General features: G+C 39.9%; 23 protein-coding genes. 12 read left to right on the top strand and 11 right to left on the bottom strand.

The annotated features are described in order from the left end of the window. Positions 1-32: 32 nt before the first annotated feature. From I6F10_RS12770 to I6F10_RS12795, 6 genes are read right to left on the bottom strand one after another with little or no spacing between them, the layout of a single operon-like run. Positions 33-1,691 (bottom strand): BatD family protein, encoded by a 1,659-nt coding sequence (locus tag I6F10_RS12770; protein ID WP_165743656.1) that lies wholly within the window; start codon positions 1,689-1,691, stop codon positions 33-35. Continuing rightward, entirely contained in the window at positions 1,685-3,628 is a 1,944-nt protein-coding gene (locus I6F10_RS12775; protein ID WP_165743658.1) for a VWA domain-containing protein, read from the bottom strand. The genes I6F10_RS12770 and I6F10_RS12775 overlap by 7 nt, the downstream gene beginning before the upstream one ends. Continuing rightward, positions 3,628-4,614 (bottom strand): vWA domain-containing protein, encoded by a 987-nt coding sequence (locus tag I6F10_RS12780; protein WP_165743660.1) that lies wholly within the window; start codon positions 4,612-4,614, stop codon positions 3,628-3,630. Before I6F10_RS12780 ends, I6F10_RS12775 begins: the two co-directional genes overlap by 1 nt. Further along, positions 4,607-5,041, bottom strand: coding sequence for a DUF4381 domain-containing protein (locus I6F10_RS12785; protein WP_004335624.1), 435 nt, complete (start codon positions 5,039-5,041; stop codon positions 4,607-4,609). Before I6F10_RS12785 ends, I6F10_RS12780 begins: the two co-directional genes overlap by 8 nt. A 2-nt stretch (positions 5,042-5,043) precedes the next feature. Further along, positions 5,044-5,988: a DUF58 domain-containing protein gene (locus I6F10_RS12790; RefSeq protein WP_197098936.1), complete on the bottom strand. Its 945-nt coding sequence runs from the start codon at positions 5,986-5,988 to the stop codon at positions 5,044-5,046. Between the two features lie 3 nt (positions 5,989-5,991). Then, entirely contained in the window at positions 5,992-6,948 is a 957-nt protein-coding gene (locus tag I6F10_RS12795) for an AAA family ATPase (RefSeq protein ID WP_004335627.1), read from the bottom strand. Between the two features lie 306 nt (positions 6,949-7,254). Here I6F10_RS12795 and fadI point away from each other — a divergent pair, with 306 nt between their 5' ends. The 3 genes from fadI to I6F10_RS12810 all read left to right on the top strand — a co-directional run bounded on the left by fadI (position 7,255) and on the right by I6F10_RS12810 (position 11,356). Then, positions 7,255-8,565: an acetyl-CoA C-acyltransferase FadI gene (fadI, locus tag I6F10_RS12800; protein ID WP_165743662.1), complete on the top strand. Its 1,311-nt coding sequence runs from the start codon at positions 7,255-7,257 to the stop codon at positions 8,563-8,565. Further along, entirely contained in the window at positions 8,565-10,772 is a 2,208-nt protein-coding gene (gene fadJ / locus I6F10_RS12805) for a fatty acid oxidation complex subunit alpha FadJ (protein WP_165743664.1), read from the top strand. The genes fadI and fadJ overlap by 1 nt, the downstream gene beginning before the upstream one ends. Positions 10,773-10,846: 74 nt before the next feature. Further along, the gene (locus tag I6F10_RS12810; protein ID WP_165743665.1) at positions 10,847-11,356 is read left to right on the top strand and encodes a GNAT family N-acetyltransferase; all 510 of its coding nucleotides are present in this window, start codon (positions 10,847-10,849) and stop codon (positions 11,354-11,356) included. Between the two features lie 35 nt (positions 11,357-11,391). On the opposite strand, the gene I6F10_RS12815 is transcribed toward I6F10_RS12810, so the two are convergent. Continuing rightward, complete coding sequence (locus I6F10_RS12815; protein WP_024596739.1) at positions 11,392-11,778, bottom strand: MmcQ/YjbR family DNA-binding protein; 387 nt, start codon at positions 11,776-11,778, stop codon at positions 11,392-11,394. A 194-nt stretch (positions 11,779-11,972) separates the two neighbouring features. On the opposite strand from I6F10_RS12815, the gene efpL reads away from it, so the two are divergent. Then, entirely contained in the window at positions 11,973-12,545 is a 573-nt protein-coding gene (gene efpL, locus I6F10_RS12820) for an elongation factor P-like protein EfpL (protein ID WP_165743667.1), read from the top strand. Positions 12,546-12,687: 142 nt separating this feature from the next. Beyond that, complete coding sequence (locus I6F10_RS20280; protein ID WP_231619956.1) at positions 12,688-12,882, top strand: hypothetical protein; 195 nt, start codon at positions 12,688-12,690, stop codon at positions 12,880-12,882. On the opposite strand, the gene I6F10_RS12825 is transcribed toward I6F10_RS20280, so the two are convergent. After that, positions 12,879-15,131, bottom strand: coding sequence for a sensor domain-containing protein (locus I6F10_RS12825; RefSeq protein WP_197098937.1), 2,253 nt, complete (start codon positions 15,129-15,131; stop codon positions 12,879-12,881). The genes I6F10_RS20280 and I6F10_RS12825 overlap by 4 nt on opposite strands. 53 nt (positions 15,132-15,184) lie before the next feature. Further along, positions 15,185-17,908: an insulinase family protein gene (locus tag I6F10_RS12830; protein ID WP_165743669.1), complete on the bottom strand. Its 2,724-nt coding sequence runs from the start codon at positions 17,906-17,908 to the stop codon at positions 15,185-15,187. A gap of 191 nt (positions 17,909-18,099) precedes the next feature. Between I6F10_RS12830 and sixA the strand changes: the two genes are divergently transcribed. From sixA to I6F10_RS12845, 3 genes are read left to right on the top strand one after another with little or no spacing between them, the layout of a single operon-like run. After that, complete coding sequence (sixA, locus tag I6F10_RS12835; RefSeq protein ID WP_165743671.1) at positions 18,100-18,570, top strand: phosphohistidine phosphatase SixA; 471 nt, start codon at positions 18,100-18,102, stop codon at positions 18,568-18,570. An 18-nt stretch (positions 18,571-18,588) separates the two neighbouring features. Further along, positions 18,589-18,942 carry a RidA family protein gene (locus tag I6F10_RS12840; protein ID WP_165743672.1) on the top strand — a complete coding sequence of 118 codons (354 nt, stop codon included), beginning with the start codon at positions 18,589-18,591 and terminating at the stop codon, positions 18,940-18,942. A gap of 12 nt (positions 18,943-18,954) precedes the next feature. Then, positions 18,955-19,689, top strand: coding sequence for an SDR family oxidoreductase (locus I6F10_RS12845; protein WP_165743691.1), 735 nt, complete (start codon positions 18,955-18,957; stop codon positions 19,687-19,689). 1 nt (position 19,690) lies between these two features. Here the strand turns inward: I6F10_RS12845 and I6F10_RS12850 are convergent, their stop codons facing one another. Together I6F10_RS12850 and smrB are read right to left on the bottom strand one after the other, a co-directional pair. Beyond that, complete coding sequence (locus I6F10_RS12850) at positions 19,691-20,620, bottom strand: AEC family transporter (protein ID WP_165743675.1); 930 nt, start codon at positions 20,618-20,620, stop codon at positions 19,691-19,693. 27 nt (positions 20,621-20,647) lie between these two features. Further along, positions 20,648-21,205 (bottom strand): endonuclease SmrB, encoded by a 558-nt coding sequence (gene smrB, locus I6F10_RS12855; RefSeq protein ID WP_007377742.1) that lies wholly within the window; start codon positions 21,203-21,205, stop codon positions 20,648-20,650. A gap of 152 nt (positions 21,206-21,357) precedes the next feature. Between smrB and prmB the strand changes: the two genes are divergently transcribed. From prmB to I6F10_RS12875, 4 genes are all read left to right on the top strand, one after another. Next, a complete protein-coding gene (gene prmB, locus I6F10_RS12860; protein ID WP_165743677.1) occupies positions 21,358-22,293 on the top strand; it encodes a 50S ribosomal protein L3 N(5)-glutamine methyltransferase in 936 nt (311 codons plus the stop codon). Between the two features lie 65 nt (positions 22,294-22,358). After that, complete coding sequence (gene aroC / locus I6F10_RS12865) at positions 22,359-23,456, top strand: chorismate synthase (RefSeq protein WP_165743679.1); 1,098 nt, start codon at positions 22,359-22,361, stop codon at positions 23,454-23,456. A gap of 118 nt (positions 23,457-23,574) precedes the next feature. Further along, a complete protein-coding gene (locus I6F10_RS12870; RefSeq protein WP_165743681.1) occupies positions 23,575-23,967 on the top strand; it encodes a DUF4112 domain-containing protein in 393 nt (130 codons plus the stop codon). 287 nt (positions 23,968-24,254) lie between these two features. Continuing rightward, positions 24,255-24,593, top strand: a complete 339-nt coding sequence (locus I6F10_RS12875; protein ID WP_231619957.1) for a zinc-ribbon domain containing protein — start codon at positions 24,255-24,257, stop codon at positions 24,591-24,593. The last annotated feature ends 78 nt before the right edge of the window (positions 24,594-24,671 follow it).

Consider the following 24,671-nt stretch of genomic DNA (forward strand, 5'->3'; position numbering starts at 1 on the left):
TATTGCAAAAAAAGACCTAAGGTTCGTAGTTATTAATCATAAAGGTCTTTTAATACAGCTTGTTGCGACTTTGATGCCTGAGTTTGATAGATCTCAAGGATTTTAATAATAGCATTAAGATCCGTGTTTGCGCCTTTATTACTATAAAGTTGTGCCTGCAATTGGCTAATGAGACCATTAAGCTCGCTGCTGTTTACGCGGATGCAGAGCTCATCAATCGCGCCAACATTTTTATGGGTCACCTTTACAGAAAAGTTATTTAATGCGGTGTAAAAGGCTTTCACATCGTGTGTTTTGGCTAATGCTTTAAGCTCATTTAAGCTTGGCTGAGAAGTACCACGGGTGTTTAGCTGTAATTTTTCAGTCGTATTTTTAGTAGAACGGCTTATTAAGTAAAAAATTACAGTACCAATCCATAAAATATACCCTAAAGCGGCAACAACTATTAACCAAAGAGGAGTATCACTTTTAGTTTCAATAGGTTGTGTGCCAGTTGCTTGATTCGAAATATTTTCAAGAGTAGGTGAATTATTTGTGCTGGGTTGTGGGTTTGCTATGGCTGTATTAGGCGCGGTAGTACTTGGCGTTACTGTAATAGTACGCTTTGGTAATGTGGCTAAGCTAATACGGTTCATTTTGGTATTAAACCAAGGCAGCTTTATTTCAGGCAAAGTATAAGTACCTGGTTTTTGCGGCAGTAAGGCATATGATGCCGTTTGCTGCGACACAACGCGTCCGTCTCGCACTGCATTGTTATTTTCTTTTTTATCAGGGTAGCTGCGTATGCCATCAATAGTAGGCATAGAGATTTCAGGTAATTGCTCTTTTGTAACTCCAAGCGCGGTAAGTGTAATAGTACGAGTTATAGGCGTACCTACTTCTACTGTGTTGTCGTTAGGTTGCCATTCTTCATCAAGGTTAACCAATTCGCTTGGTAACCATGCACCTTTATAGTCACTCGGGATTGGTTTTATTTCTACTTGCTGATCATCGCCAAGAGCAGATACCTCCAGTTGGCGGTAATTTTGCTGTACTCGCCCTTGAAACGCAGGGCCTGCAATCGTGTAGGCACCACTTTTTTGTGGCTGAATCAAATACTCACGAGTAATAACAAGGTAGCGTTTGCCATCAACTAGCTCATAACTTTCAGTTTGTTTACCTAATTGGGTTAGCTGAGCATCTTCCATACTTGGTGTGCTTAAGCTGCCATCAAGCAGTTCTTTAGCAAGGTAGAGCTTAACAGTGTAAACACCGGCTTCTTGGACAAATAATGAATTACTTGAGAGCGACGTTTTTAAAAATATTTCGTTATTTTTATCTGCATCAACTGAGCGTTTTGCCACTTTTAATTTAATAGGTTGTGAGGTTAACCCTGCAACGCTAAATGCCGGTATCGTGTAATCACCCTCTGTGCGGGTCATTAGTTTAACTGACCACGTAGTTTGTTTATTAATGCTGCCATTAATAATGTTGGTACGAGAGCTTAAGCTTGTTGGGCCTACAACAAAGTCTTTTAACAGCGATGAGGTGTCTGGTTGCTCGCCTTTAACTGTATCGTCTACCGATATATTAAGCATAAAAAATTCACCCGCTAATACAGGATTTTTATCTACGCTGGCTTCTAATTTGGTGGCAGCCCACGAAGGCATCGCACTTAATAGCAATAAACAGCAAAATAATCGCATTACCATGATTTTTCGACTCCTGTAGGGCGACGTTTGTATTGTCTTTTTTGGGCTTCTAATTGCATTTTATTCCGTAATAAAATAGCCGGATCGTCCGGGACTTTTCTAAGTAGTTGATTAAGCTGTTGTGCTTTTTCTTTTTCTTCATTAGTGAGCTCACTTGCTTGGGCTTGCATCGCTTGTTGCTGAGCATTTTGTTTTTGCTCATCAGTGGCAGGTTGCTCACTTATTGCTTGTGGCTTACTTTGTTGCTGCTCATCCTCTTTAGGCTGATCAGCGTCTTTATTTTGCCTTTGTTCGCTTTGTGGCTGGGCTTGCATATCAGGTTCATTTTGCTTATCTGATTGCTCGCCAGACTCACCTTGTTGATCTTTTGATTGTTCAGACTCTTTATCTGATTCTTTATCAGATTTTTCATCGCTTGAACTTTGACTTTCGTTTTCGCCTTTTTCAGAATCGCTTTTATCACCATTTTGTTGCTGATCCTGTTTTGACTCATCAGAATTTTGCCCTTGGTTTTGCTCATCTTTTTTCTGACTCTCATCTTGGTCTTGAGAGTCGTCGCCGTCGCTTTGCTGATCTTGTTGGTTTTGTTGCTCTTGTTGATTTAGTAATTGCTCAACTAAGGCTTGGTTATCGGCTGCTTGCGTAAAGTCATCTTGTAAGCTTTGGGCTTGTTTGTACGCTTCAATTGCGTCCTCAAGTTTACCAGCTTTGGCAAGGGCATTACCGTAGTTGTATAAACCGGTAGCCGACTTATCATTACTAAACTCATTAAGTGCAGCATCAAAATTACCTTGCTGGTAAAGCGCAGCGCCTTTTAACTCACTCGATTGCGCCTGTGTTGCTGCATCGTATTCTTTATTATTGTAAGCCTCTAATGCACGTTGATCTGCATTTTTCAAAAGAGTAGGGAGCTCTACGGCATACGCATTTTGCTGCGGTAAAAAACCAAAAGCTAAAAATGCGCCTAGCAAGGCAGCGCGTCTGAATAAATACAAACCAAATGGCAGTAATAACAAGAGTCCGTAAATACCTGCATCTATTCGCCAAAGCGCGTGGCTTTGTTTTTCGTCTTTCAATAATTCACTCTGCGCATTTGGAGCAAACGTATTTATGTCGCTATTGCTAGGTTGGTAACTAGCAAATTTACCACCACTGCTCGATGCTAAATTTTTAAGCTGAGAGGCATTAATTGTAGGTACTACAATTTGGCCGTATCTGTCTTTCAAAAAGCCGCCTTCAGGTAACTTAATTGGTGCGCCTTGGGCGGTACCTACACCATATATATTTAATCTATATTGGGTATTACTGGTAAAGCTACTCACGTCGCTTTGTTCTTGTTGGTCAATACCGTCGGTCACTAAAATAATGTCGCCATCAATATAACCCGCTTGCGTTAATAGCTCTTTGGCCATATCAAGACCCGCTAAAACGTTTGAGCCTTTGTCTGGCATTATTTCAGGGCTTAAGCTTGGAATTAAATTACTGAGTGTTGTGGCATCGTTTGTTAGTGGTGAAATTACATAGGCCGTGCCTGCGTAAGCTACAAGCGCGGTATCACCTTCTTTAAATAGCTCAATCATATCAAGCGCTTTAAAGCGTGATTGCATTAAACGATTTGGCAAAATGTCGGTGCTGTACATTGAGTACGACATATCCATAACAATTACACGGGCACTTTTACTTTGAAATACAGGAACTTGTTTTTTCTCAAAACTAGGCCCAGCACTAAATAAAATGCCAAGGCTGCAAAACATAGCAACTAACCAAAGTGGCTGGCTGGCTTTAGTATTTGCTTCGCTCATTATAAATTGTGCTAAATGAGGTGCAATTAGCTGCTCACTGGTCGTTATTTTATGCTTAATTAAGGCAACAAAAAATAATGCCACAGCAGGTATGAGTAACCATAAAAGAGCGGGGCGAATAAATTCAAAATCCATTAGTTTGGCTCCTTTAATGCACGCAGTGTACTAAGCATTACTTTTAAGCTAATAAGTAAAATAGCGATAAGTAACGGGTAGTAAAATAATGAGCTTTGTGGGCGAAATGTTTGTTCATCAGCGCTAATAGGCTCAAGCTTATCAAGCTCTGCGTAAATTTGTTGAAGGCCAGCTACATCTTTGGCTCTAAAGTATAATCCGCCAGTTTGCTCGGCAATCTTTTTAAGTAGGCTTTCATCTAAATTACTGCCACTTGAGCCACCCATATTAAAGAGACTAAAGCCGCGCGGATTATCTGAGCCAACACCAATGGTGTACACTTTAATACCTTCTTCGCGGGCTAGCAGTAGGGCATCTTCTGGGTTTAGGTTACCAGCGGTATTTTGTCCGTCGGTTAATAGCACCACAATACGGTTACTTTCATCTTTATTGGCAAAGCGTTTTACCGAAAGACCCAATGCATCACCAATGGCTGTTGCGCGTCCTACTAAACCAATTTGGGCTTCGCTGAGCATTTTACTTACAGTTTTAACGTCGCGCGTGAGGGGGGTTTGTAAAAACGCGGTGTCGCCAAATAATATCAGCCCAAGCCTGTCGCCTTGACGCTGTTCTATAAAATCACTGAGTACGGCTTTTACCATGGTAAGGCGGTCAACATATTGGCCATTGTAAGCCATGTCTTGTTTGGTCATCGAGCCCGATAAATCGACCGCTAACATTATATCGCGCCCTTCATTTGGTAATGAGATTGGCTCATCTAACCATATTGGATTGGCAGCAGCAGTAACAAGTAATAACCAAATTACCCACTCGAGGGGATTTAAACGTCGTGCGTGTGGCTCGATGCATTGGCTGGTTAAATTGTGCTTTGCAAAACTGGGTATACGTAAACGCGTACTGGCATTACTTGCTGCGGGTTTTAATAGTAAAAGTAATAAAGGCAAGGGTAGTAATAAAAATAACCATGGCCAGCTAAATTCAAACATTTACTGACTCCTTTATTTTAAATTGCTTAATACCTTGGCGAAATTTTTCGCACAGTGTTGTATCTTTTTGGCTGGGGTTATACAAGCTTAGTATTTCTTGTTCTGTAAAGCTTAAACCGGTGAGTGTATTAAGTGTTGTGCACCATTTAGAGGTAGATTGCGCAGCAAGTCGCTTGTCGTAATATTCAATCACTAAACGTTTTAAAATAATATGCAGTTGCTGAGGGTTTTGCTCACTTTGACTCAATTGTATTGCGTAGCGTTTAGGCTTTTTAAATTTATGTTTTTTATAAAATATATAAATAGCTGCGCACAGTGCTAAAAACAGCAGTGCAATAATAACCCACCAAGCAGGGGCGAGTGGCCACCAATTAACTTGGCTTGGCGCTATTATATCGTGCAGGCCATCGAGTGGATTGGTTTGCATGGTTATTTTCTCACTAATTGCAGCTCAAGCAGTGTTGCTGCATTGAATGATATTAAATTAAGACCCGATTTAGTTAGGCGATTAAAGCGTGCGCTAAATGCTTGCTCAGCATTTTTAGCAAAACGTTCTCTAAAGCTGTTATCCATTAATGGTAGGGCAAAGTCTTGACCATTTGCATTAACAGTAACGGCTTGCTTAAACGCAGGTAACTGATGCTCAAACGGATCGCTTATGTGGCAACCAATGAGCTCGCAGTGGCGGCTTAATATTTCAAGTTGCTTAAAGCTGGCATCATCCAGAGCATTAAAATCAGACACTAAATACACTAAGCTACCTGGTTTTGCTAAATGATTAAGGCGCTTTAGGTTATCGCTAAAGTTGTTAGGGGCTGTTTTATCAATATTGTTGAGCGCTTGCTGGTGGTTGTCGCATAAATTATGACAAAGCTTAAGCACGGCTTTTTCACGGGCGCTGGGTTTTAGCTCTAAATGCGAGTGCTGATTAAACACAATACCGCCAATTCTATCGCCGCGCTGACACGCCGACCATGCAACAAGGGCGCTTATATGCGCAGCTTGCACCGACTTTAACAGTAACTTTGAGCCAAACAGCATTGAGTTTGAAAAATCAGTGAACACAAACACAGGGCGCTCTTTTTCTTCTTGAAAGAGCTTTGTGTGAGTCTCGCCGGTACGCGCAGTAACTCGCCAATCAATAGAGCGAATATCGTCACCTTGCTGATAATGTCGCACTTCGGCAAATTCCATTCCTCGGCCTTTGTGCGGTGCAAGGTATTGTCCTGTTAAGGTATTTTTTATTTTTACCTTAGGGGCAAGTTCAAGCAATTGCGCTTTGGCTTTGTAATACATCAGCTCTTTGAGTGCTAAATTAACACCGTGGCTATGGCTCTGTTTGAGCCATGCTTGGGTTTCTAATTGTTTTTGCATAACTTATGGTACGGCTACAAGTTCAACTATACGGCTTATTACTTGATCTTTAGTAATGCCATCGGCTTGGGCTTCGTAACTTAAAATAATGCGATGACGCAGTACGTTATGCACAACAGCTTGAATATCATCAGGTGCTACAAAGTCACGGCCTTGAAGCCATGCATGAGCACGAGCACATTTATCAAGTGCTATTGTTGCACGCGGACTTGCACCAAACTCAATCCAGCTACCTAGTTGCGCATCTAATTTAGCGCCTTCACGGGTGGCAATAATAAGTTGTACTAAATATTGCTCAAGCGGCTCTGCTAAATAAAGGCCTAATATTTCTTTACGAGCTGCAAATAAATCGCTTTGACTAATTTTTTGCATTACTGGTTGTTGCTCGTTAAGCGCTTCGCCACGTGTTAAACGTAGTATATCAAGCTCATGCTCTGCGCCAGGGTAGCCAATACTTAGGTGCAGTAAAAAGCGATCCAGCTGGGCTTCTGGTAACGGGTAAGTCCCTTCTTGCTCTAGCGGGTTTTGCGTTGCCATAACTAAAAACAGTTCGCTAAGCGGATAAGTATTTTTACCCACGGTAACTTGGCGCTCTGCCATGGCTTCTAATAGTGCTGATTGTACTTTGGCTGGTGCACGGTTAATTTCGTCAGCTAAAATTAGGTTGTGAAAAAGAGGACCTTTTTCAAATACAAACTCGCTAGTTTGTTGGCGGTAAATATCGGTGCCTGTTACATCAGCCGGTAATAAGTCTGGCGTAAACTGTACGCGCTGAAATGAGCCTTCAATACCTTTAGCAAGTGCATTAACTGCACGTGTTTTTGCAAGCCCAGGAGGGCCTTCTACTAATAAGTGACCATCAGCTAAAATAGCAATAAGTAGCGCTTGTGTAAGCTCTGGCTGGCCAATGATTTGTGTATCTAAGTACGTTTTTAATTGTGAAAATGCGTTAGCTGCCATAATAAGTGGACTGTCCTCGTCAGCTGGGTTTGTACCTAATAGTGTTAGGTGATAAATACTGACCTATTTATAAGGTTTATAATTGGGTAACTCAAGAGTTAGACTGTATTTTTTAAAATAGTTCGTTATTTTTTAACGATTTTTAGCGTACCACAAAACTTTGTAAATGCGTCTAAAAAAGCCTATTGTGATAGTCGTAATTAAACACTGTTTATATAAATTTGTGTTTATCTATTGGCTTTAGGGCACGGGTTGTTTAGAATCGAGGAAAACAAACAGGTCAGACCTGTCAGCGGGAGAGCATAAATGTCTGAGCAAAACATACTAAAAACACCAAAGGGCGACCGTATTGCCATCGTTAGCGGCTTACGTACACCTTTTGCAAAACAAGCAACAGCGTTTCACCATGTACCAGCACTTGATATGGGTAAATTGGTGGTTAACGAAATGCTTGAACGATTAAATTTCAATAAGTCAGAAATTGATCAACTTGTATTTGGTCAAGTAGTACAAATGCCAGAAGCGCCAAATATTGCACGTGAAATTGTATTGGGCACAGGTATGCCGGTATCGGTTGATGCATATTCTGTATCGCGCGCATGTGCTACCAGCTTTCAGGCTATCGCTAATGTAGCTGAGTCTATTATGGCGGGATCTGTAAGCGTAGGTATTGCAGGCGGCGCAGATTCGTCATCAGTACTGCCAATTGGTGTTAGTAAAAAGCTAGCAGGCAGCTTAGTTGATTTAAATAAAGCGCGTTCGCTTGGTCAACGTTTAAAAATATTTTCAAAACTGCGCTTAAAAGATTTATTACCAGTGCCTCCTGCAGTTGCAGAGTACTCAACAGGCCTTTCAATGGGGCAAACTGCTGAGCAAATGGCTAAAACACATAATATTAGCCGTGAAGATCAAGATGCGTTAGCGCATCGTTCTCACTCACTTGCAACGCAAGCATGGGCTGATGGAAAGTTAAAAGATGAAGTAATGACGGCGCATTTACCGCCATATAAAAGCTTTATTTCAGAAGATAACAACATTCGTAAAAACTCAACGGTTGAAGGCTACGCCAAGCTTAAACCTGTTTTTGACCGTCAGCACGGTACTGTTACCGCGGCAAATGCAACACCATTAACTGATGGTGCGGCGGCCGTACTTATGATGAGCGAAAGCAAAGCAAAAGCACTGGGCTACGAAATACTAGGTTACGTACGTAGCTTTGCATTTTCGGCAATTGGCGTAGAAAAAGACATGTTAATGGGCCCAGCTCATTCAACGCCTATTGCACTAGATAGAGCGGGTATTACGCTTGCTGATTTAGATTTAATTGAAATGCACGAAGCGTTTGCATCGCAAACACTTGCCAATATGAAAATGTTTGCTTCAGACAAATTTGCACAAGAGCATTTAGGTCGCAGCAAAGCAATTGGCGAAATTAACATGGATAAGTTTAACGTTAACGGCGGCTCTTTAGCATATGGTCACCCATTTGCAGCAACAGGTGCACGCTTAATTACGCAAAGCTTACACGAGCTTAAACGTCGTGGTGGCGGTTTAGCATTAACAACAGCGTGTGCTGCTGGTGGTTTAGGTGCAGCCTTTGTATTGGAGAGCGCGTAATGACAGATTCAGTATTTAATTTAGCGGTAGATGAAAATAAAATCGCCGTGGTAACGATTGATGTGCCGGGTGAGAAAATGAATACCCTGCGCAGCAGTTTTGCCGATGATTTAAAAGCGTTACTAGAAGACGCTAAGTCGCAAAATGTAAAAGGCATGGTATTTATAAGCGGAAAAAGCGATAACTTTATCGCGGGCGCCGATGTAAAAATGCTCGATAGCGTTCAAAAGCGTGAAGATGCTTTAGCTATTAGCGAGCTATGTCATCAAGCGTTTTTTGATATGACAAAATTGCCATACACAACAGTAAGTGCGATTCATGGCGCTGCATTAGGTGGTGGTTTAGAGTTTGCTTTAGCATGTGATTACCGTGTTGGTACCGACAGTGATTTAACAAAAATTGGCTTACCAGAAGTACAACTTGGTTTACTTCCTGGTGGCGGCGGCACCCAACGCTTAACTAAAATTGTTGGTATTCAAAAAGCACTAGAGTGGATGCTAACAGGTAAACAGATTCGCCCTAAGCAAGCTAAAAAAGCAGGTGTGCTTGATGACTGTGTACCGCACAGTGTGCTGCTAAAAGTTGCAAAAGAATTTGCGACTAAGAAAAAGCCACAAGCAAAAGAGCCAAAGCTCGACAATATTAGTAAATTACTAGAGTCAAACCCGTTTGGTCGTAACTTTATCTTTAAAAAAGCAAAAGAAAACGTACTTAAAAAAACGGGCGGGCACTACCCAGCACCACTAGCTATTATTAAAGCAGTGCGAGCTAGTGTAGAGCTTGATGAGCTAAAAGCGTATAAAACAGAAGCTGAAAGCTTTGCAACACTTGTAATGAGTGACGAATCGAAAGCGCTTCGCGGTATTTTCTTTGCAACCACTGAAATGAAAAAAGAGTGGCGCAATGATGACGCACCCGCAATAAGCAAAACTGCTGTTTTAGGTGGTGGACTAATGGGCGCAGGCATTGCGCACGTAAGTGCTGTTAAAGCTAAAGTACCGGTACGTATTAAAGATGTAGCAGAGCAGGGCATTAGTAATGCAATGAGCTACACCTACAAAATTTTAGATAAGCGTCTTAAGCGTCGTATTATGTCTAAAGCTGATGTGCAGTTAACGATGAACCGTATTACAGGTACAACTGACTACAGTGGCTTTAAACACATTGATTTAGTAATAGAAGCGGTGTTTGAAGACCTTGCACTTAAGCAAGGTATGGTTGCAGACGTAGAGCAGCAATGCCAAGCAAATACAATTTTTGCAAGTAACACGTCATCATTACCAATATCGCAAATTGCAGCGCAGGCAGCACGTCCTGAAAATGTAATTGGCTTGCATTACTTTTCACCAGTGGAAAAAATGCCATTAGTGGAAATTATTCCACACGAAGGTACGTCTCAAGAGACCATTGCCCGCGTTGTTAACTTTGCACGTAAGCAAGGTAAAACGCCAATTGTTGTAAAAGATATGGCCGGTTTTTACGTCAACCGTATTTTAGCGCCTTACTTGAACGAAGCTGCTAACTTAATGTTAGCAGGCGAGCCAATTGAAAAGATTGATGCGGCGCTTGTTGAGTTTGGTTTTCCGGTAGGCCCGCTGGCTCTACTTGATGAAGTAGGTATTGATATTGGCTCTAAAATTGCCCCAATTCTTGAAAAAGAATTAGGCGAGCGTTTTAAAGGCCCTGATGCATTTATGCGTATGATTGATTCAAAACGCCTTGGCCGTAAGTCTGGTCGTGGTTTTTATGAATACGATAAAAAAGGCAAAAAGGTTGATGAGTCAGTTTACGAACTATTGGGTGTTACCTCGGCTCCACGTTTAAACAAGAGCGAAATTGCTAAGCGTTGTGTATCGCAAATGCTTAACGAAGCAGTACGCTGTTTAGATGATGGTATTATTGCAAGCCCTCGTGATGGCGACATCGGTGCAATATTTGGTATTGGTTTTCCACCATTTTTAGGTGGCCCGTTTAGCTATATGGATAAATTAGGCGCAAGTAAAATAAGCTCTGATATGTCTACATTAGCTAACAGCGATGCTAACTTTGCTCCATGTGAGTCACTGGTAACAATGGCAAGCTCTGGTACTACTTTTTATAATGCAGCAACTGTTGAGGTTGTAGCTCCTGAAGTACAAAGCACTGAGCCACAAGAGCAAAGTGTCACTGAGCCTGAAGTTACTAAAGAGATTGAAACGAAAGAATAAAGTTTCTACTGTTTATAAAAACCGCATTTAAATGCGGTTTTTTTATGATTTTTAATATTTAAATGAGGAGCTTAATGACATTATTTACACAAAGATTGAGCATGTACCAAATAGAAGAGTCTGATTGGCCTCTTTTTCTAGCGCTTCATCGCGATCCTCAAGTCCTTAAGTATTGTTTTGATATGCCAATGGAGTCACTGGTAAGAAACCGCTTTGAGATACGCTTGCCTAAGTGGAATGCTAAATCACGTCATCCACTGTGTTTACTCATTATTAATAATCAAACAAAACAACCTGTGGGTGTTACAGGCTTTGCCTATGACGGAGAAACCGCAGAGCTTGGGTATTTATTATTGCCAGAGTATTTTAATAAAGGCTACGCGACAGAGTCGTTAAGAGCTGTGATTGATTGGGCTTGGAAAGAATGTGGTATTAGGCAGTTTAAAGCAGTCGTAACGCGTGGCAATGTTGGTTCTGAAAAGGTGCTTAGTAAGTGCGGCTTAACCCATACCGATACACTTTTTAAAGTGCATACAATAGGCGAAAAGTTATACGACGATTTAATTTATACGCTTAAGGTGTAAGGTTTTAATGGGCTAGTAGCCTAGCCCAAAAAGTGCTACAAGTGAAGTGCGATAGCTTTGCGGTCTTTTTCTGGCATGTTTTCTACGACTAAATTAAATGAGTTATCAATCATTCTCTCAATTTCACTTTGTGCAATTGTGCCGTCTAAAATTACTGTGTTCCATAAGCGTTTATTCATATGGTAACCAGGGATCACTGCCGGGAAAGTATCACGCAATGATATTGCTTCATCAGGATCGCACTTTAAGTTAAGCCACCAAATAACCTCACCATCATCATTAGTTTGACCGTCATTGCCAATAGCAAGAGTCGCAAACATTTTATGATTCACTTTATATACATCAACCTCTTGCGCAAATGGTTTTGTAACCTGAACAAGTGGTTTTTTAACTAAATACTCATGTACTTTTTTCTGGTCCATGATCCATTCCTTGAAGTCATACTCGGTAAAGCTACCATAGCAGTTTTTTTCACATTTGATTATATGTATTTTAGTATAAATTAAAATTTTACAAGCTAATACAACATGTAGCGTAAAACCAACGTAATTTTAGTTGAACAAAATCCAGTTCGTGGTATGTTTCTGCCAATCAAAAAAATAATAGGAATTCACACATGCCAAAGGCGAGTGATGTTAAAAAAGGTACTGCTATTGACTTCAATGGCCGCGTTTTAGTTGTAAAAGATATTGTGCGCTCTGTGCCGCAAGGTCGTGCTGGTGGTAGTTTATACCGTATGCGTTTATACGATGTGGTAACCGGTGGTAAAGTTGACGAAACATTCAAAGACAGTGACATGCTAACGCTGGCTGATTTAACACGCCGTGAAGTAATGCTATCGTACATTGATGGCGACGAGTATGTGTTTATGGATAATGAAGATTATACGCCTTACAACTTAAACAAAGATGCTATTAGCGAAGAAATTCAGTTTGTTAATGAAGAAACGCAAGGCGTACACGTAATTGTTATTGATGGCGCGCCAGTAGGGCTTGATTTACCGTCAAGTGTTGAACTTGTTGTTGAAGAAACAGACCCATCTATCAAAGGTGCATCTGCGAGTGCGCGTTCAAAACCTGCACGTATGTCAACTGGCTTAAATATTTCTGTGCCAGAGCATATTTCAACAGGTGACCGTATCCGTATTAATACTGTTGAACACAAATTTATGGGTCGTGCTGAAAAGTAACTTGTAAATTATAATTTTAAAAGCCGAATCTGTGTTTAACAGCTTCGGCTTTTTTGTGCACGCGGGGGATTTGTTGCTTTAAATTTAATCACGTTAGCGTTAGAATAAGCGCCGTATTTTTGAGCAACTTTAAAGGGTGATTTTGTTTATATTTTTACTAAGCAGTGCATTTATAGCTTTAATGTATTTAGAAACCATTAAAAAAGGCATGCCAATTAAGCGATGGCTGATTTTAGGCGGTTTACTTGGACCTGTAGCCTGGTGCTTGTTTAATCTACATTATCGTCGTGCTTTAGTAAGAAATGTAGGAATAAATGCGTGTATATGGCGCCCTTAATTTATTGACGCCACATTTTTATTTTTTCTAATTAAGCTTGGGGCTGCTTTAGTTTGTTGTTGCTTTAAAAATTCAGTAAATTCACTTTTTGATAGAGGCTTAGAATAGTAATAACCTTGTACTGTTTCGCAATTAAGCTTTTTGAGTATATCAATTTGATGAGCTTGTTCTACACCTTCAGCCACTACATGTAAATCAAGGTTATGTGCAATAGTGACTATTGAGTCGACCATATTACGGCCACGTTCGTTGGTCATGTCATCTATAAATGCTTTATCTACTTTAAGTGTATTAAGTGGAAATTGCTTTAAATACGCTAATGATGAATAACCAGTACCAAAATCATCCATTGCTAAATGAATACCTCGGGCACTTAACGAACGCATAATTGCAATGGCTTCTTTAGGGTCATCCATTACAGTACCTTCTGTTATTTCAAGCTCTAAAAAGTAAGAAGGTAATTCATTTTTTTGCAAAATAACGTCAATACGAGAGGTTAAATCGGGGAGGCTAAATTGCTTTGCTGATAAATTGACAGCTACTCGGCCGCTAAATAAACCGCTATCTACCCATTCTTTTACGTCTCTGCAGGCTTTGTTTAATACCACTTCACCAATTTCAATTATTTGGCCCGTTTCCTCGGCTATAGGTATAAAAACTCCCGGACTAATAATGCCTTTTTTGGGTGTAATAAAGCGCACTAATGCTTCCATTCCGGTTAGCTTGCCTGTGCGAATATTCATTTTTGGTTGGTAGTACACTTCAAAGTGATCTTCTTTTAAACCAAAGCGCATGAGGTTTTCAATTTGCAGTCGTTTAACGGCTTGACGGTTCATCGTGTCGTTAAAAAATAAGTAGCTGTTACCTTTCTTTTTAGCATGATACATGGCGGTATCTGCATTTTTTAAAAGCAGTTCAGGCGTATTACCGTCTTCAGGGAATAATACAATACCTACACTTGAGGTGATTGCCAGTTCGTGGCCTGCCATTTTAAATGGTGTAGCAATGGCCGCTAAAAACTGTTTAGCCATGCGTGTAATTACATGTATGTCGTTAGTGTCAGACATTACCAGAGCAAACTCATCGCCGCCTAAACGATAAAACACATCATTTTCGCGGGTTAGTTTATTTAAGCGCATTGCTAGTTTAGCTAATAAGCTGTCACCTAGCTGATGTCCTAACGAGTCATTTATTTTTTTAAAGTTATCTAAATCGAATACAAGCAAGGCGTGATGCGAATTGAGTTTTACTAGTTTATGCAAATCAGTAAAAAATAAATTTCGGTTAGGCAGACTGGTTGTGCGATCTCGATTCGATAAGTTATGTAATTGCGATTCTGCTTTTTTACGCTCTGTTAAATCTGAATATACAACGACATAATTAGTTATTTGATTTTGATCGTTTTTAATTTCATCTATGGATATTTCTATCGGTAATAAAATACGCTCACTATTACGAAGCTTCACTTCTTGTTGAATATGTTCGCGCTCTTTTACTATTTCAATAATTCTGTTTGTGTAGCTTGGCTCATACCCAGATAGGCTAAATTCTTTTCCTAAGTATTGTTCGCGTACGCCACCAAACAAGGTTAAAAAGCTAGGGTTTATATCAACCAGTTTAAAGTTTTTATCGTAAATTGCTAAGGCGTCAGTAAGCGACTCAACACATTTTGCAAAAAGGTTTAAGCGCTCTTCAGTTGATTTTAACTGTGATATATCGCGAACGGTACCTGTCATTCTAAGGGGTGATAAGTTGGCGTCTTTTTCAATTATTTTTCCGCGGTCGAGCACCCAGTGCCAACGACCAAAAGTATCTTTGATTCGGTAGGTGGCTTCAAAAAAAGCAGACTGCTCTGCAAAGTGCACTTTTAACAAGTGCTCAACGTTATTAATATCGTGAGGATGGATAAGGCCTTTATTTGGTGGAAACCCCATTAAGGTAGTTGAGTCCATTAAGTACTTATCGTTAATACGAATAACTTCGCCTGTTTTTATGTTCCAGTCCCAAAGTGTATCGCCGCTACCTTCTACGGTACTTTTAAGGCGTTTTTCCGAAAGTCGAAGTTGGCGGCGTGAACGTCTAAGTTTGTGGATTACAAATAACAGGTAGGGCAAAGCAAGCGCTATAATGGCGCTTGCTAGTATAAGTATATTGTCAGAGTTGTAATTAAGTGATGACTCAAAGGCAAAAAGCTCAAATGAGTAAGCAAGTACTACAAGCATGCTTAGTTTTATTATTGTTTTTATCATTTTTGATTACTTCTAATTTACAAATGATAATTTAAAACAAGCTAAACCTAGAGTCAAAGAGATTGAGAGTAAACGGGCATATTTTGAGATTTAGTGACTTTTGCCGAGCTTAAAAGCTCATATCTTGGTCTATCATCATCAAATAGGCTTAGTGCATAAACTTTTACTTCTCTTAGTGTTAGCGCGTTTAGGGCATCTAAAAGTCGCTGCTGCATATGAAATTCGTGATCTCTATTACCAATAGCAAGCCATAACCGTTGTGAGCGCAGGCGCAAGTTTTTATCTTTTTCTGCAATATGAGTACTAAGGCCATGCTTTTGCTGTTGCCAATCGTTTTCATCAAGTGCATCGATGTTATCAAGGTAGTTTTTAATAAAGCTGTTATGTCGATGCAATAATGTTTTTGCATCAAACTTAGGTGACTGCACATAAAATGCTATTCCAGCACGTGTGTTAAAAGGTGCATAACCTGCGCCCACTAAATAACCTAGCTGTTGTGTTGTTCGTAACTCGTTAAAGTAATCTTGATTAATTAAATGATTTAACGCCATCATTTTTACTTTTTCGGCCACGCAATCCGTTTGCGCTTGATAGTAAACAACCATGGCATGGTCGCTACAAGGAAGTTCTAACTCATAGCGAGTTACTTTTTTAATTTCAAAAAGAGGGCGTCTTAAATCTTCAATTATGGCTGCGTTTTTTAGGTGTTCGGCGACCTTTTTTTGAAAGGCTAATGCATCACTTTGCTGCCAGTTACCATGTAAAAATGATTCAACATGTAGTGCTTTAAAAAAGTCTGTTCTGAACTCATTAAATTGCTGAAAACAAGTGTTTTTTAATGCCGATGCAAGCTCCCCAGGTTGTGGGTTCCAAGGCATTATTTTTGCGCCTAAAATACTAAACAACTCACTGACTGGTTTGTTTTGGTTGCTATTGCGCCAATGCCTTACAAGCTGTTTTTTATATTCAGCAAAGCGTTTTGCACAAATTTCTACATTAAATAAAGCATCTATTAATTGATCAACAAGCTCTAACTGGCTAGATGAAAGCCCAGCGGTATGTAGAGTTAACCCACCTTGATGCGAGGTTAAGTGGTAACTAAGACCTGCAAGTTCTGCAGGATAAAATTGCTCGCCCACGCTATCCATAAATAAATCTGTAAATAAGCGGGTGAGTGCCATATGTTTTACATCTTTTACGGCAAAATCAGAATCCATGGCCAAATAAAAATGGCCTTTAGCAACACGAAATGTGTTGTCTTGTTTAAACCAAAAATCAAAACCGGGTTCTTTTACTAATAACTCGGGTTTTGTTTGTGGTTTTATGACATCAAATAACACCACTTCTTTTGTTAAATAAGGATTAGCGGTAGGCAGCAGCATTTCGCTCAGCGGTTTATTTATCTCGCTAAGTGCATCAAGCCAACTAGGTGAAATATGTTCTACTTTATATGGTGTGTTGTACCATGCGGTTTTATGTTCAGGCTCTACATCTGGATGTATAAGTACGATGCGCATATTATGTGGCGTTAACCACTGCATGGCCATTTCGTGGGTCGCTTTTTTAAAGCCTTCCATTAAATAGTCGCCTTGCACGTAGTTTGCTTCATCGTAATGCTGCATATTAATGCTTAAATTACTGACCCAATCAATCAAGCGTGACTTTTCTTGGTTATCGAATGCTATTTGTAATAGATTTTTTTTATCTTGATATAAACGCGGCAATTTTTCGGTGTTATCGTTAATTAAGCAAATGTATTCAAACACCATTTCAATAATGTCTTCGAAGTATTCAATACCTTCATCGGTAAGCGCTAAACTAATATTAAAGTCTTTAAAGTTGCTGCCATTAATACCACCGCCAGCAGAAAGCGCGTTTATCCAGCCTTGCTCTTTTAAAATAGAATAAAGAGAACCCGCGCCTTCATAGCCAAGTAAATGGGCAATAAAACTCACTGTTTTGTGGCGATAAAAGTCGTCAATATTAGGCATAGCAAAACTTATGATAAGTTTTTGCATATGCTTATGCGGCTCAATATGGAGTATTTTTCCTATGTCTTGTTTGCGATAGAGGGGCTCACTGATCTCTGGCTTTTTGAGGTTTTTATTACCCTTAATTGCGCCAAAGTAAGTTTGTGCCCAGCTTTGTAGTGTGTCTAATGTTTCGTTTGCGCAAATAACTAAAGTCATCCACTGAGCTTGGTACTGGCTATTAAAAAAGTCGCGAAGCTCATCACTAATACAGCGCTCTCTGTCAGCTAAGGTTTGTAGGTTTCCTACAGAAAATTTAGCAAATGGATGAGCTGGATTTACCGTTTCTTTGTGGGCTTGATAAATACGGCGACCATCGTCTTTTATTTTTAGTTTAAACTCGGCTTCAATTGCGTTGCGTTCTTTTTCTGTTTCGGCTGAATTTAAAAGTGGCGCAATAAAAAAACGGCTAAATTGGGTAAGCGCCTGTTCAAATTCTTGGTTATTAACATCAAAAAAGTAACAGGTATGCTCAGTGCCAGTCCACGCATTAGTGTTCCCGCCAGCTTGCGAAACAAAATTATTAAAACTGCCTGAATCTGGGTATTGGTCAGTGCCTAAAAAAAGCATGTGCTCTAAAAAGTGTGCTAGGCCTTGCCTATCAAGAGGATCGTCAAAATGCCCGGCGTTAACTGCCATTGATGCTGCCGCTTTTGTAGAATCTTTATCTTGCACTAATAGTACTTTTAGACCATTGTCCAGTGTAAAGGCGCGGTATGCTCTGTTATCATTGCGGCTGATATTCAAATGATGCTCCTGAAACTAAACGTTTACTTGTTAACAACAGATGATGGCTTCAGGAAAGCGAAATACAGCTTAAAGATTTACCTGAATCTCATGAAAGAATTATTTAGAAATAAATAGATTTATGTTGTTAATATAGCTGACAAATGGGCAAACTGGCTACTGTTTTATATTCTTTAATCGGTTGATTTTTTATGAAAACAATCCTAATAATGCGCCACGGCGAAGCAACACCCATGCAGGCTGATGATGCAGGTAGAAATTTAACCCAAACAGGGCACGATGAAGCTGAAAAAATGGGCCTTTGGCTCAGTAAAGCACATTGCCCTGATGCACTGTTAGTTAGTCCTTACATTCGTGCACAGCAAACAGCTGCAGGTGTGGCTAAAAATAACGTATTTAAATTTAGCGAAACCACGTCCGATATTATCCCCGAAGGCAAACCTCAAATTGCTGCTGACTATCTTGAAACGCTTATTGCTACTCATCCCCAATGCAATACATGGCTTATAGTGGCACACATGCCTATTGTAAGTTATTTAGTGGATCAATTAAGCCCTGGTAATATGCCAATTTTTAATACAGGTGCTGTTGCTGTTATTAGTTATGATGAGCAAACCCAGCGTAGTAGTTATATAAGTATAAATGCCCCAGAAAACCTTTAAATAATTGAGAAAAGTATTATGACGATAGAACGCTTACAAACAGGTGCGCGCATGAGCCGCATAGTAAAACATAATGGCACTGTGTATTTATGTGGGCAGGTATGCGCCGACGCGCAAAAAGGTATTAAAGAGCAAACTCAAACTATGCTTGATAAAGTAGAGGCGCTGCTTGATGAAGCAGGGAGTTCAAAAGAACATATGCTTAGCGCGACTATTTATGTAAAGAGCATGGAATACTTTGCTGATATGAATGCAGTATGGGATGCATGGGTACCCGAGGGTTATGCACCAGCACGTGCCTGTGTGGAAGCTAAAATGGCACGTGAAGCACTACTTGTTGAAATTTCAGTAGTCGCAGCTTTAAAAGAATAATAGCTTTAATGAATCGCTCCCCCCGTTGTACTTATCACAGGCTCTAGCCGAGGTATTGGCGCAGCTACCGCACTATATTTTGCAAAGCATGGTTATGATGTTTGCATTAATTATAAAGCTGATTTAGCTAGTGCGAAGCTAGTAGCCGATCAAGTAAGAAGCTTTGGCGTTAGAGCTCAAGTTATAAAAGCAGATGTATCGAAAGAGGCAGATGTTTTGGCGTTGTTTGATTTTATTGATAAAGAATTTAGCCAACTTGATGTACTAATAAATAACGCCGGTATTTTAAAACCACAAATGCCCTTGTTAGAAATGAGTGCTGAGCGCATAAACGAAGTTTTGACTACAAATATTACCAGTGCTTTTTTATGTAGCCGTGAGGCAATAAAGCGAATGGGAAATGGCGGTAGTATTGTTAATGTTTCATCGGGGGCCGCTAAAACGGGCTCTCCTAATGAGTACATTGATTATGCAGCATCTAAAGGTGCAATGGACACATTTACTATTGGCTTGGCAAAAGAGGTGGCAAGTAAAGGTATTCGAGTTAACTCGGTTAGACCTGGGCTTATTTACACTGATATGCATAGCGATGGCGGTGAAAAAAATCGAGTCGATCGTCTTAAAAGTAAATTACCCCTTGGCAGAGGCGGTACACCCGAGGAAGTTGCTGTAGCAATTTACTTTTTAGCTTCAGAGCACGCTTCTTTTACAACGGGTAGCTTTGTTGATGTAGCCGGCGGTTTGTAAGCTAAAGTAGTAAAGCTAGCCAAAACGTAAAGCTAATAACACTTAAGATAGTAGAAAGTACGACAGCCCCAGCAAGAGTAGCTTCATGTTGCTTTATTTGAGTCGCAATAAGATAAGCATTTACGCCAACAGGGGACGCACTTAAAAGTACCAATACATTAAGTATTTGCGTGTCTAGCTTAAATACATAAGTGCCTACCAATAAAACTAATGCAGGCAATAAAAATATTTTTAAAATTGATGCTATTAAAGCCGGTTGCCAATTTGCAGCTATTTTATAAAAAGCTAAATTTGCACCAAGTACAAATAGCGCACAGGCAATTGCTGGTTTAGCTAATAGCTCCAAACTATTTGCTAAGTCGCTAAACAGTGTAACTCCTAATATGTTTAATATAAGCCCGCACCCAATACTCAGTACAATAGGATTTAGTACCATACTTTTTCCAAAGTGCGACCACGAAAATTTATCGCTGCTACCTTTAGCGCCTATTAAAAATGTAAGTGCGAATAACAATGTGCTATGAAAAGTAATGATCATAAATGCAATGGCTATCATCTCTTTGCCAAGCGAGGCAATAATAATAGGAATACCCACTAACACCATATTTGAATAGCTAGAAGCAAGTCCAAATACACCGTGTTGTTGGTAGTTTTTTAAATGTTTTTTACTTAAATAAAAGCGATCAATTAATATACCCACCCCAAATACACTCAAAACAGGTATGTAAAAGCTCAAAAATGCAAAAAGGCTAATACTTTGCTGTAAGTTAATTTGCGACATATTTAATAATAAAAAAGCTGGCAAACTAATATAAAAAGTAAACTTACTCAGGCCTGCGATATGCTGCTTGTCGAAAAATTTTAATCGGCAACAGCTATAACCAAGCGCAACAATAAAAATGAGCGGAAAAATAATTGAAAAAATATGCACGTAGTTACATCCTAGTAATAGCTAAAGTTAGCGTCTAAATTCATCACTTTGCGGTAAATTAATTAAAATAAGTACAGCGCCTCTACCACCATATTCGAGAGGGGCTTGGTGCATCGCTATTACGTCAGGGTGCTGTACTAAGTACTGAGGCACTTTGTGCTTTAGTACGCCGCCACCAATACCGTGCACTACACATGCACAATAATAATGCTGCTTTTTACATTCGTGAATGAGTCCAGCGAGTTCGTCTTTAGCAAGTTCTTTATTTAAGCCATGTAAATCTAGCGTCAAATCGGGTGCAAAGTCACCACGGCGAAGCTGTTTAGCTAGGAAAGTATCTTGGCCAGGTTTTACATATTTAACCGTGCCGTGGGTGTCTATATCGGGAATATAAACGTCTGAGAAGAAAAATTCAGATTGAGCCTGCTTTTTTTGCTGGGCAAATTGCTTAGCTTGTGACACCTTAGGCTTTGTATCAAAACGATGAGTATCTTGTTTAAATACTTTGGCGCCTGTGATCGTTTGACGAAATAAGCTTATGTCGTCATTGCTTAGGGACGAATGTGATGGAGTGTCTTTTTTCATAACTATTACCTAAACAAAAAAACGTAAAAACGCAGCGCAAAAGGCGGTACAATACTTAAATGAGGGGCAATTGTAATTTGCCCAGCGCAGATAGGCAATGCAATCGTCTTAAAGACTCAAAACAGTCAGTAAGCTAATACAGGTAAAAATATATGAGCGATTTACAAATAGAAGAAGCAACACTCGAAGAAGCCGTTGCAGAACTGTCAACTTTACATGACTGGTTACGTTGGACTACAAGCCAATTTGCAAGTAGTAGTATATTTTTTGGACACGGTACAGATAACGCATGGGATGAAGCTGTAAGCTTATTACTGCCTGCGCTTAGCTTGCCTGTTGATGCGCCAAAAGAATTAATGCACGCGCGTTTAACAAGCACAGAAAAAAACCGACTTGCGGGTCTTATTGCAGAACGTATTAACGACTGCACACCAGTACCTTACTTAACAAACATTGCATGGTTTGCGGGTATGCCATTTTATGTGGATGAACGTGTACTTATACCTCGCTCACCATTTGCCGAGCTTATTAGTAACCGCTTTACACCCTGGCTTGAAGAGCCACAATCGGTAAACCGTATATTAGATTTATGTACGGGTTCGGGTTGTATCGCAATTGCACTTGCGCAAGCTTTTGAGCAGGCACAAGTTGATGCGGTAGATATATCGTATGAAGCGCTTGAAGTGACAGACATTAACATTAACGATTACATGTTGAGTGATCGCGTGTTACCTATTCAGTCTGATGTATTTAGCGGTGTACCAGGTCAAAAATACGACCTAATAGTAGCAAACCCACCGTATGTTGATGCAGAAGATATGGCTGACCTGCCACGCGAATTTCATCATGAGCCAGAGCTTGGACTTGCATCAGGTCACGATGGTTTAGATGTAACCCGTACTATATTGAGCGAAGCGAGTGAATATCTAACTGATAACGGTTTGTTATTTGTAGAAGTTGGTAACTCTATGGTACATATGGATGCACTGTATCCGGGCGCGCCGTTTGAATGGATTGAATTTGAACAAGGCGGCTTAGGTGTATTTGTAATTAGCAAAAAGCAGCTAGATGAGTATTTTGCAAAATAAGTAAAAAAATGAATAGCCAAGCCCTGTGCTTGGCTATTGGTAGTCATTAGGAATGAGGAAAGTTAATGGCAGGTAATAGCATTGGGCAGTTATTTAAAGTGTCCACCTTTGGTGAGAGCCACGGCGTTGCATTAGGCGGCGTTGTTGATGGTACTCCCGCAGGTCTTGAAATCACAGAGGCCGACTTACAAATTGATTTAGATCGCCGAAAACCAGGCCAAAGCCGTTATACAACGCAGCGCCGTGAAAGCGATCAAATAAAAATATTAGCAGGCGTTTTTGAAGGTAAAACCACAGGTACCAGCATTGGTCTATTGATTGAAAATACCGATCAACGCTCGCAAGATTACGGTAAAATTAAAGATGTATTTCGCCCAGGTCATGGCGATTACACGTATTGGCATAAGTACGGCTTGCGCGATTATCGCGGTGGCGGTCGTTCATCTGCACGCGAAACCGCGATACGCGTAGCGGCAGGTGCTATTGCTAAAAAATACTTAAAGCAATTTCATGGTATTGAAGTTAAAGCATGCTTAAGTCAGCTTGGCCCTATTAAGGCCGAAACGTTTGACTGGGATGAAGTGGAAAATAACTTTTTTTTCTTCCCTGATGCAAGTAAGCTTGAAGCGCTTGACGAATATATGCGTGATCTTAAAAAGCAAGGTGACTCAGTTGGCGCTAAAGTAAAAGTAGTGGCAAGTAATGTACCTGTTGGTCTTGGTGAGCCTGTATTTGACCGCCTTGACGCTGAACTTGCACACTCATTAATGAGTATTAACGCAGTTAAAGGCGTTGAAATTGGTGATGGCTTTGACGTAGTTGAGCAAAAAGGCTCTGAGCATCGCGACGAGCTAACCCCTGAAGGTTTTACATCAAATCATGCAGGTGGCGTACTTGCGGGTATTTCGACAGGGCAAGACATTATTGCTTCTATTGCGCTAAAGCCAACCTCGAGCATTACCATCCCAGGTAACAGCATTAATACAAGCAACGAAGCGGTTGAGATGATCACTAAAGGTCGTCACGACCCGTGTGTAGGTATTCGTGCAATACCGATTGCAGAGGCAATGATGGCCATTACCTTAATGGACCACTTACTGCGTCAACGCGGACAAAATCCACATGTAAACCACGAACATGGGCCAATTAATGGCTCTGTGTAAGTATTTATTATAAAAAAACGCGGATTACCGCGTTTTTTTTATGTCTGTAATTTAGTTAGGAGCCTTTCAGGAGTTGTTCAAGTAAGCACTATATACTGCAAGAAGGAGGGTAGTAATCATGAACGATAATATTAATGAACACTCACAAATAAAAGCCCAAGCTGCAATAGCCCGCTTAGAACGTTTCAGTAAGTTAACGGATAGCAGCATTGGTATTCCTTTTACTAAATTTAATATAGGTTTGGAGGCTGTGATTGGCTTAATCCCTGTTATAGGTGATGCCGCAGGGCTAATTTTATCAAGCTATGTGCTTATAGAAGCGCAGCGTTTAGGTGTGAGTAAACGTATAAAGACTAAGATGATCATTAATATGCTCATAGATTTTGTGGGCGGCTTAGTGCCATTTTTTGGCGATATATTTGATGCGTTTTTTAAAGCTAACACGCGTAATACCCGTTTGTTAAAAAACCATATAGCTAAGCAGGTAAAAGTAGAGAGTATTGAACACTAAGTAATGCTAATGCCGAATGTATTTAATGGGCTAAATTATTCAAAGTATAGAAATTACTTATACCTAAATTCGGATAATAACTACGTATTATTGATTTTGCTTTAACTTGCTTTTATTTAGCTTACTTTTAAGATGTAAGCCGTGAATTTAAAATAGGTAGATATATGTACCTTAACCACCTAAGGTATGGCAATAGACCAATAACTACAAATACCTTAGTGACAATAGAGGAGATAGAGAAAGGGCATTGACGTTACTCGAGCCTTAAATACTTCTCTAATACGGTAATGTTGGCTGATATAAAAAAGCAAAATTATGCCAGTTTTCCTCGAACACTCTATGTAGATATTGAGGAGCAGTGCGAGACCTGCCCTAAGGCATTTATTTTCTTTGCTCAAGAGCAACAATATTGGTTTGAGGTACTTGGTTTTTGGGTGGATTCACACTGCACACGTTGTTTTGAATGCCGTAAGCATGCCAGATATATACTAACTCTACGTAAACGGTACGATATGTTAACTAGCTTAGCCAACAAAACCGCTAGCGAAAAAACACAGCGTATAGAACTTGCCAATACGCTTTACTGTTTAGGTATTATTAAAAACATCAATAAAGTAAATGGTTAACCTATTTAGATTTTACTCTTACGTCTTGTTTTTACTTTAGTTGTAAAAAAACCATACAATTCATCTCGTTTTTAGTGC

Source organism: Pseudoalteromonas sp. SWYJZ98 (assembly GCF_015864495.1).
GTDB classification, from domain to species: Bacteria; Pseudomonadota; Gammaproteobacteria; order Enterobacterales; family Alteromonadaceae; genus Pseudoalteromonas; species Pseudoalteromonas distincta.

Coding starts and splice junctions, on each gene's coding strand:
- I6F10_RS12770 (WP_165743656.1), bottom strand. CDS start 1,691: ATGGTAATGCGATTATTTTGCTGTTTATTGCTATTAAGTGCGATGCCT.
- I6F10_RS12775 (WP_165743658.1), bottom strand. CDS start 3,628: ATGGATTTTGAATTTATTCGCCCCGCTCTTTTATGGTTACTCATACCT.
- I6F10_RS12780 (WP_165743660.1), bottom strand. CDS start 4,614: ATGTTTGAATTTAGCTGGCCATGGTTATTTTTATTACTACCCTTGCCT.
- I6F10_RS12785 (WP_004335624.1), bottom strand. CDS start 5,041: ATGCAAACCAATCCACTCGATGGCCTGCACGATATAATAGCGCCAAGC.
- I6F10_RS12790 (WP_197098936.1), bottom strand. CDS start 5,988: ATGCAAAAACAATTAGAAACCCAAGCATGGCTCAAACAGAGCCATAGC.
- I6F10_RS12795 (WP_004335627.1), bottom strand. CDS start 6,948: ATGGCAGCTAACGCATTTTCACAATTAAAAACGTACTTAGATACACAA.
- fadI (WP_165743662.1), top strand. CDS start 7,255: ATGTCTGAGCAAAACATACTAAAAACACCAAAGGGCGACCGTATTGCC.
- fadJ (WP_165743664.1), top strand. CDS start 8,565: ATGACAGATTCAGTATTTAATTTAGCGGTAGATGAAAATAAAATCGCC.
- I6F10_RS12810 (WP_165743665.1), top strand. CDS start 10,847: ATGACATTATTTACACAAAGATTGAGCATGTACCAAATAGAAGAGTCT.
- I6F10_RS12815 (WP_024596739.1), bottom strand. CDS start 11,778: ATGGACCAGAAAAAAGTACATGAGTATTTAGTTAAAAAACCACTTGTT.
- efpL (WP_165743667.1), top strand. CDS start 11,973: ATGCCAAAGGCGAGTGATGTTAAAAAAGGTACTGCTATTGACTTCAAT.
- I6F10_RS12825 (WP_197098937.1), bottom strand. CDS start 15,131: ATGATAAAAACAATAATAAAACTAAGCATGCTTGTAGTACTTGCTTAC.
- sixA (WP_165743671.1), top strand. CDS start 18,100: ATGAAAACAATCCTAATAATGCGCCACGGCGAAGCAACACCCATGCAG.
- I6F10_RS12840 (WP_165743672.1), top strand. CDS start 18,589: ATGACGATAGAACGCTTACAAACAGGTGCGCGCATGAGCCGCATAGTA.
- smrB (WP_007377742.1), bottom strand. CDS start 21,205: ATGAAAAAAGACACTCCATCACATTCGTCCCTAAGCAATGACGACATA.
- prmB (WP_165743677.1), top strand. CDS start 21,358: ATGAGCGATTTACAAATAGAAGAAGCAACACTCGAAGAAGCCGTTGCA.
- aroC (WP_165743679.1), top strand. CDS start 22,359: ATGGCAGGTAATAGCATTGGGCAGTTATTTAAAGTGTCCACCTTTGGT.
- I6F10_RS12870 (WP_165743681.1), top strand. CDS start 23,575: ATGAACGATAATATTAATGAACACTCACAAATAAAAGCCCAAGCTGCA.
- I6F10_RS12875 (WP_231619957.1), top strand. CDS start 24,255: ATGTTGGCTGATATAAAAAAGCAAAATTATGCCAGTTTTCCTCGAACA.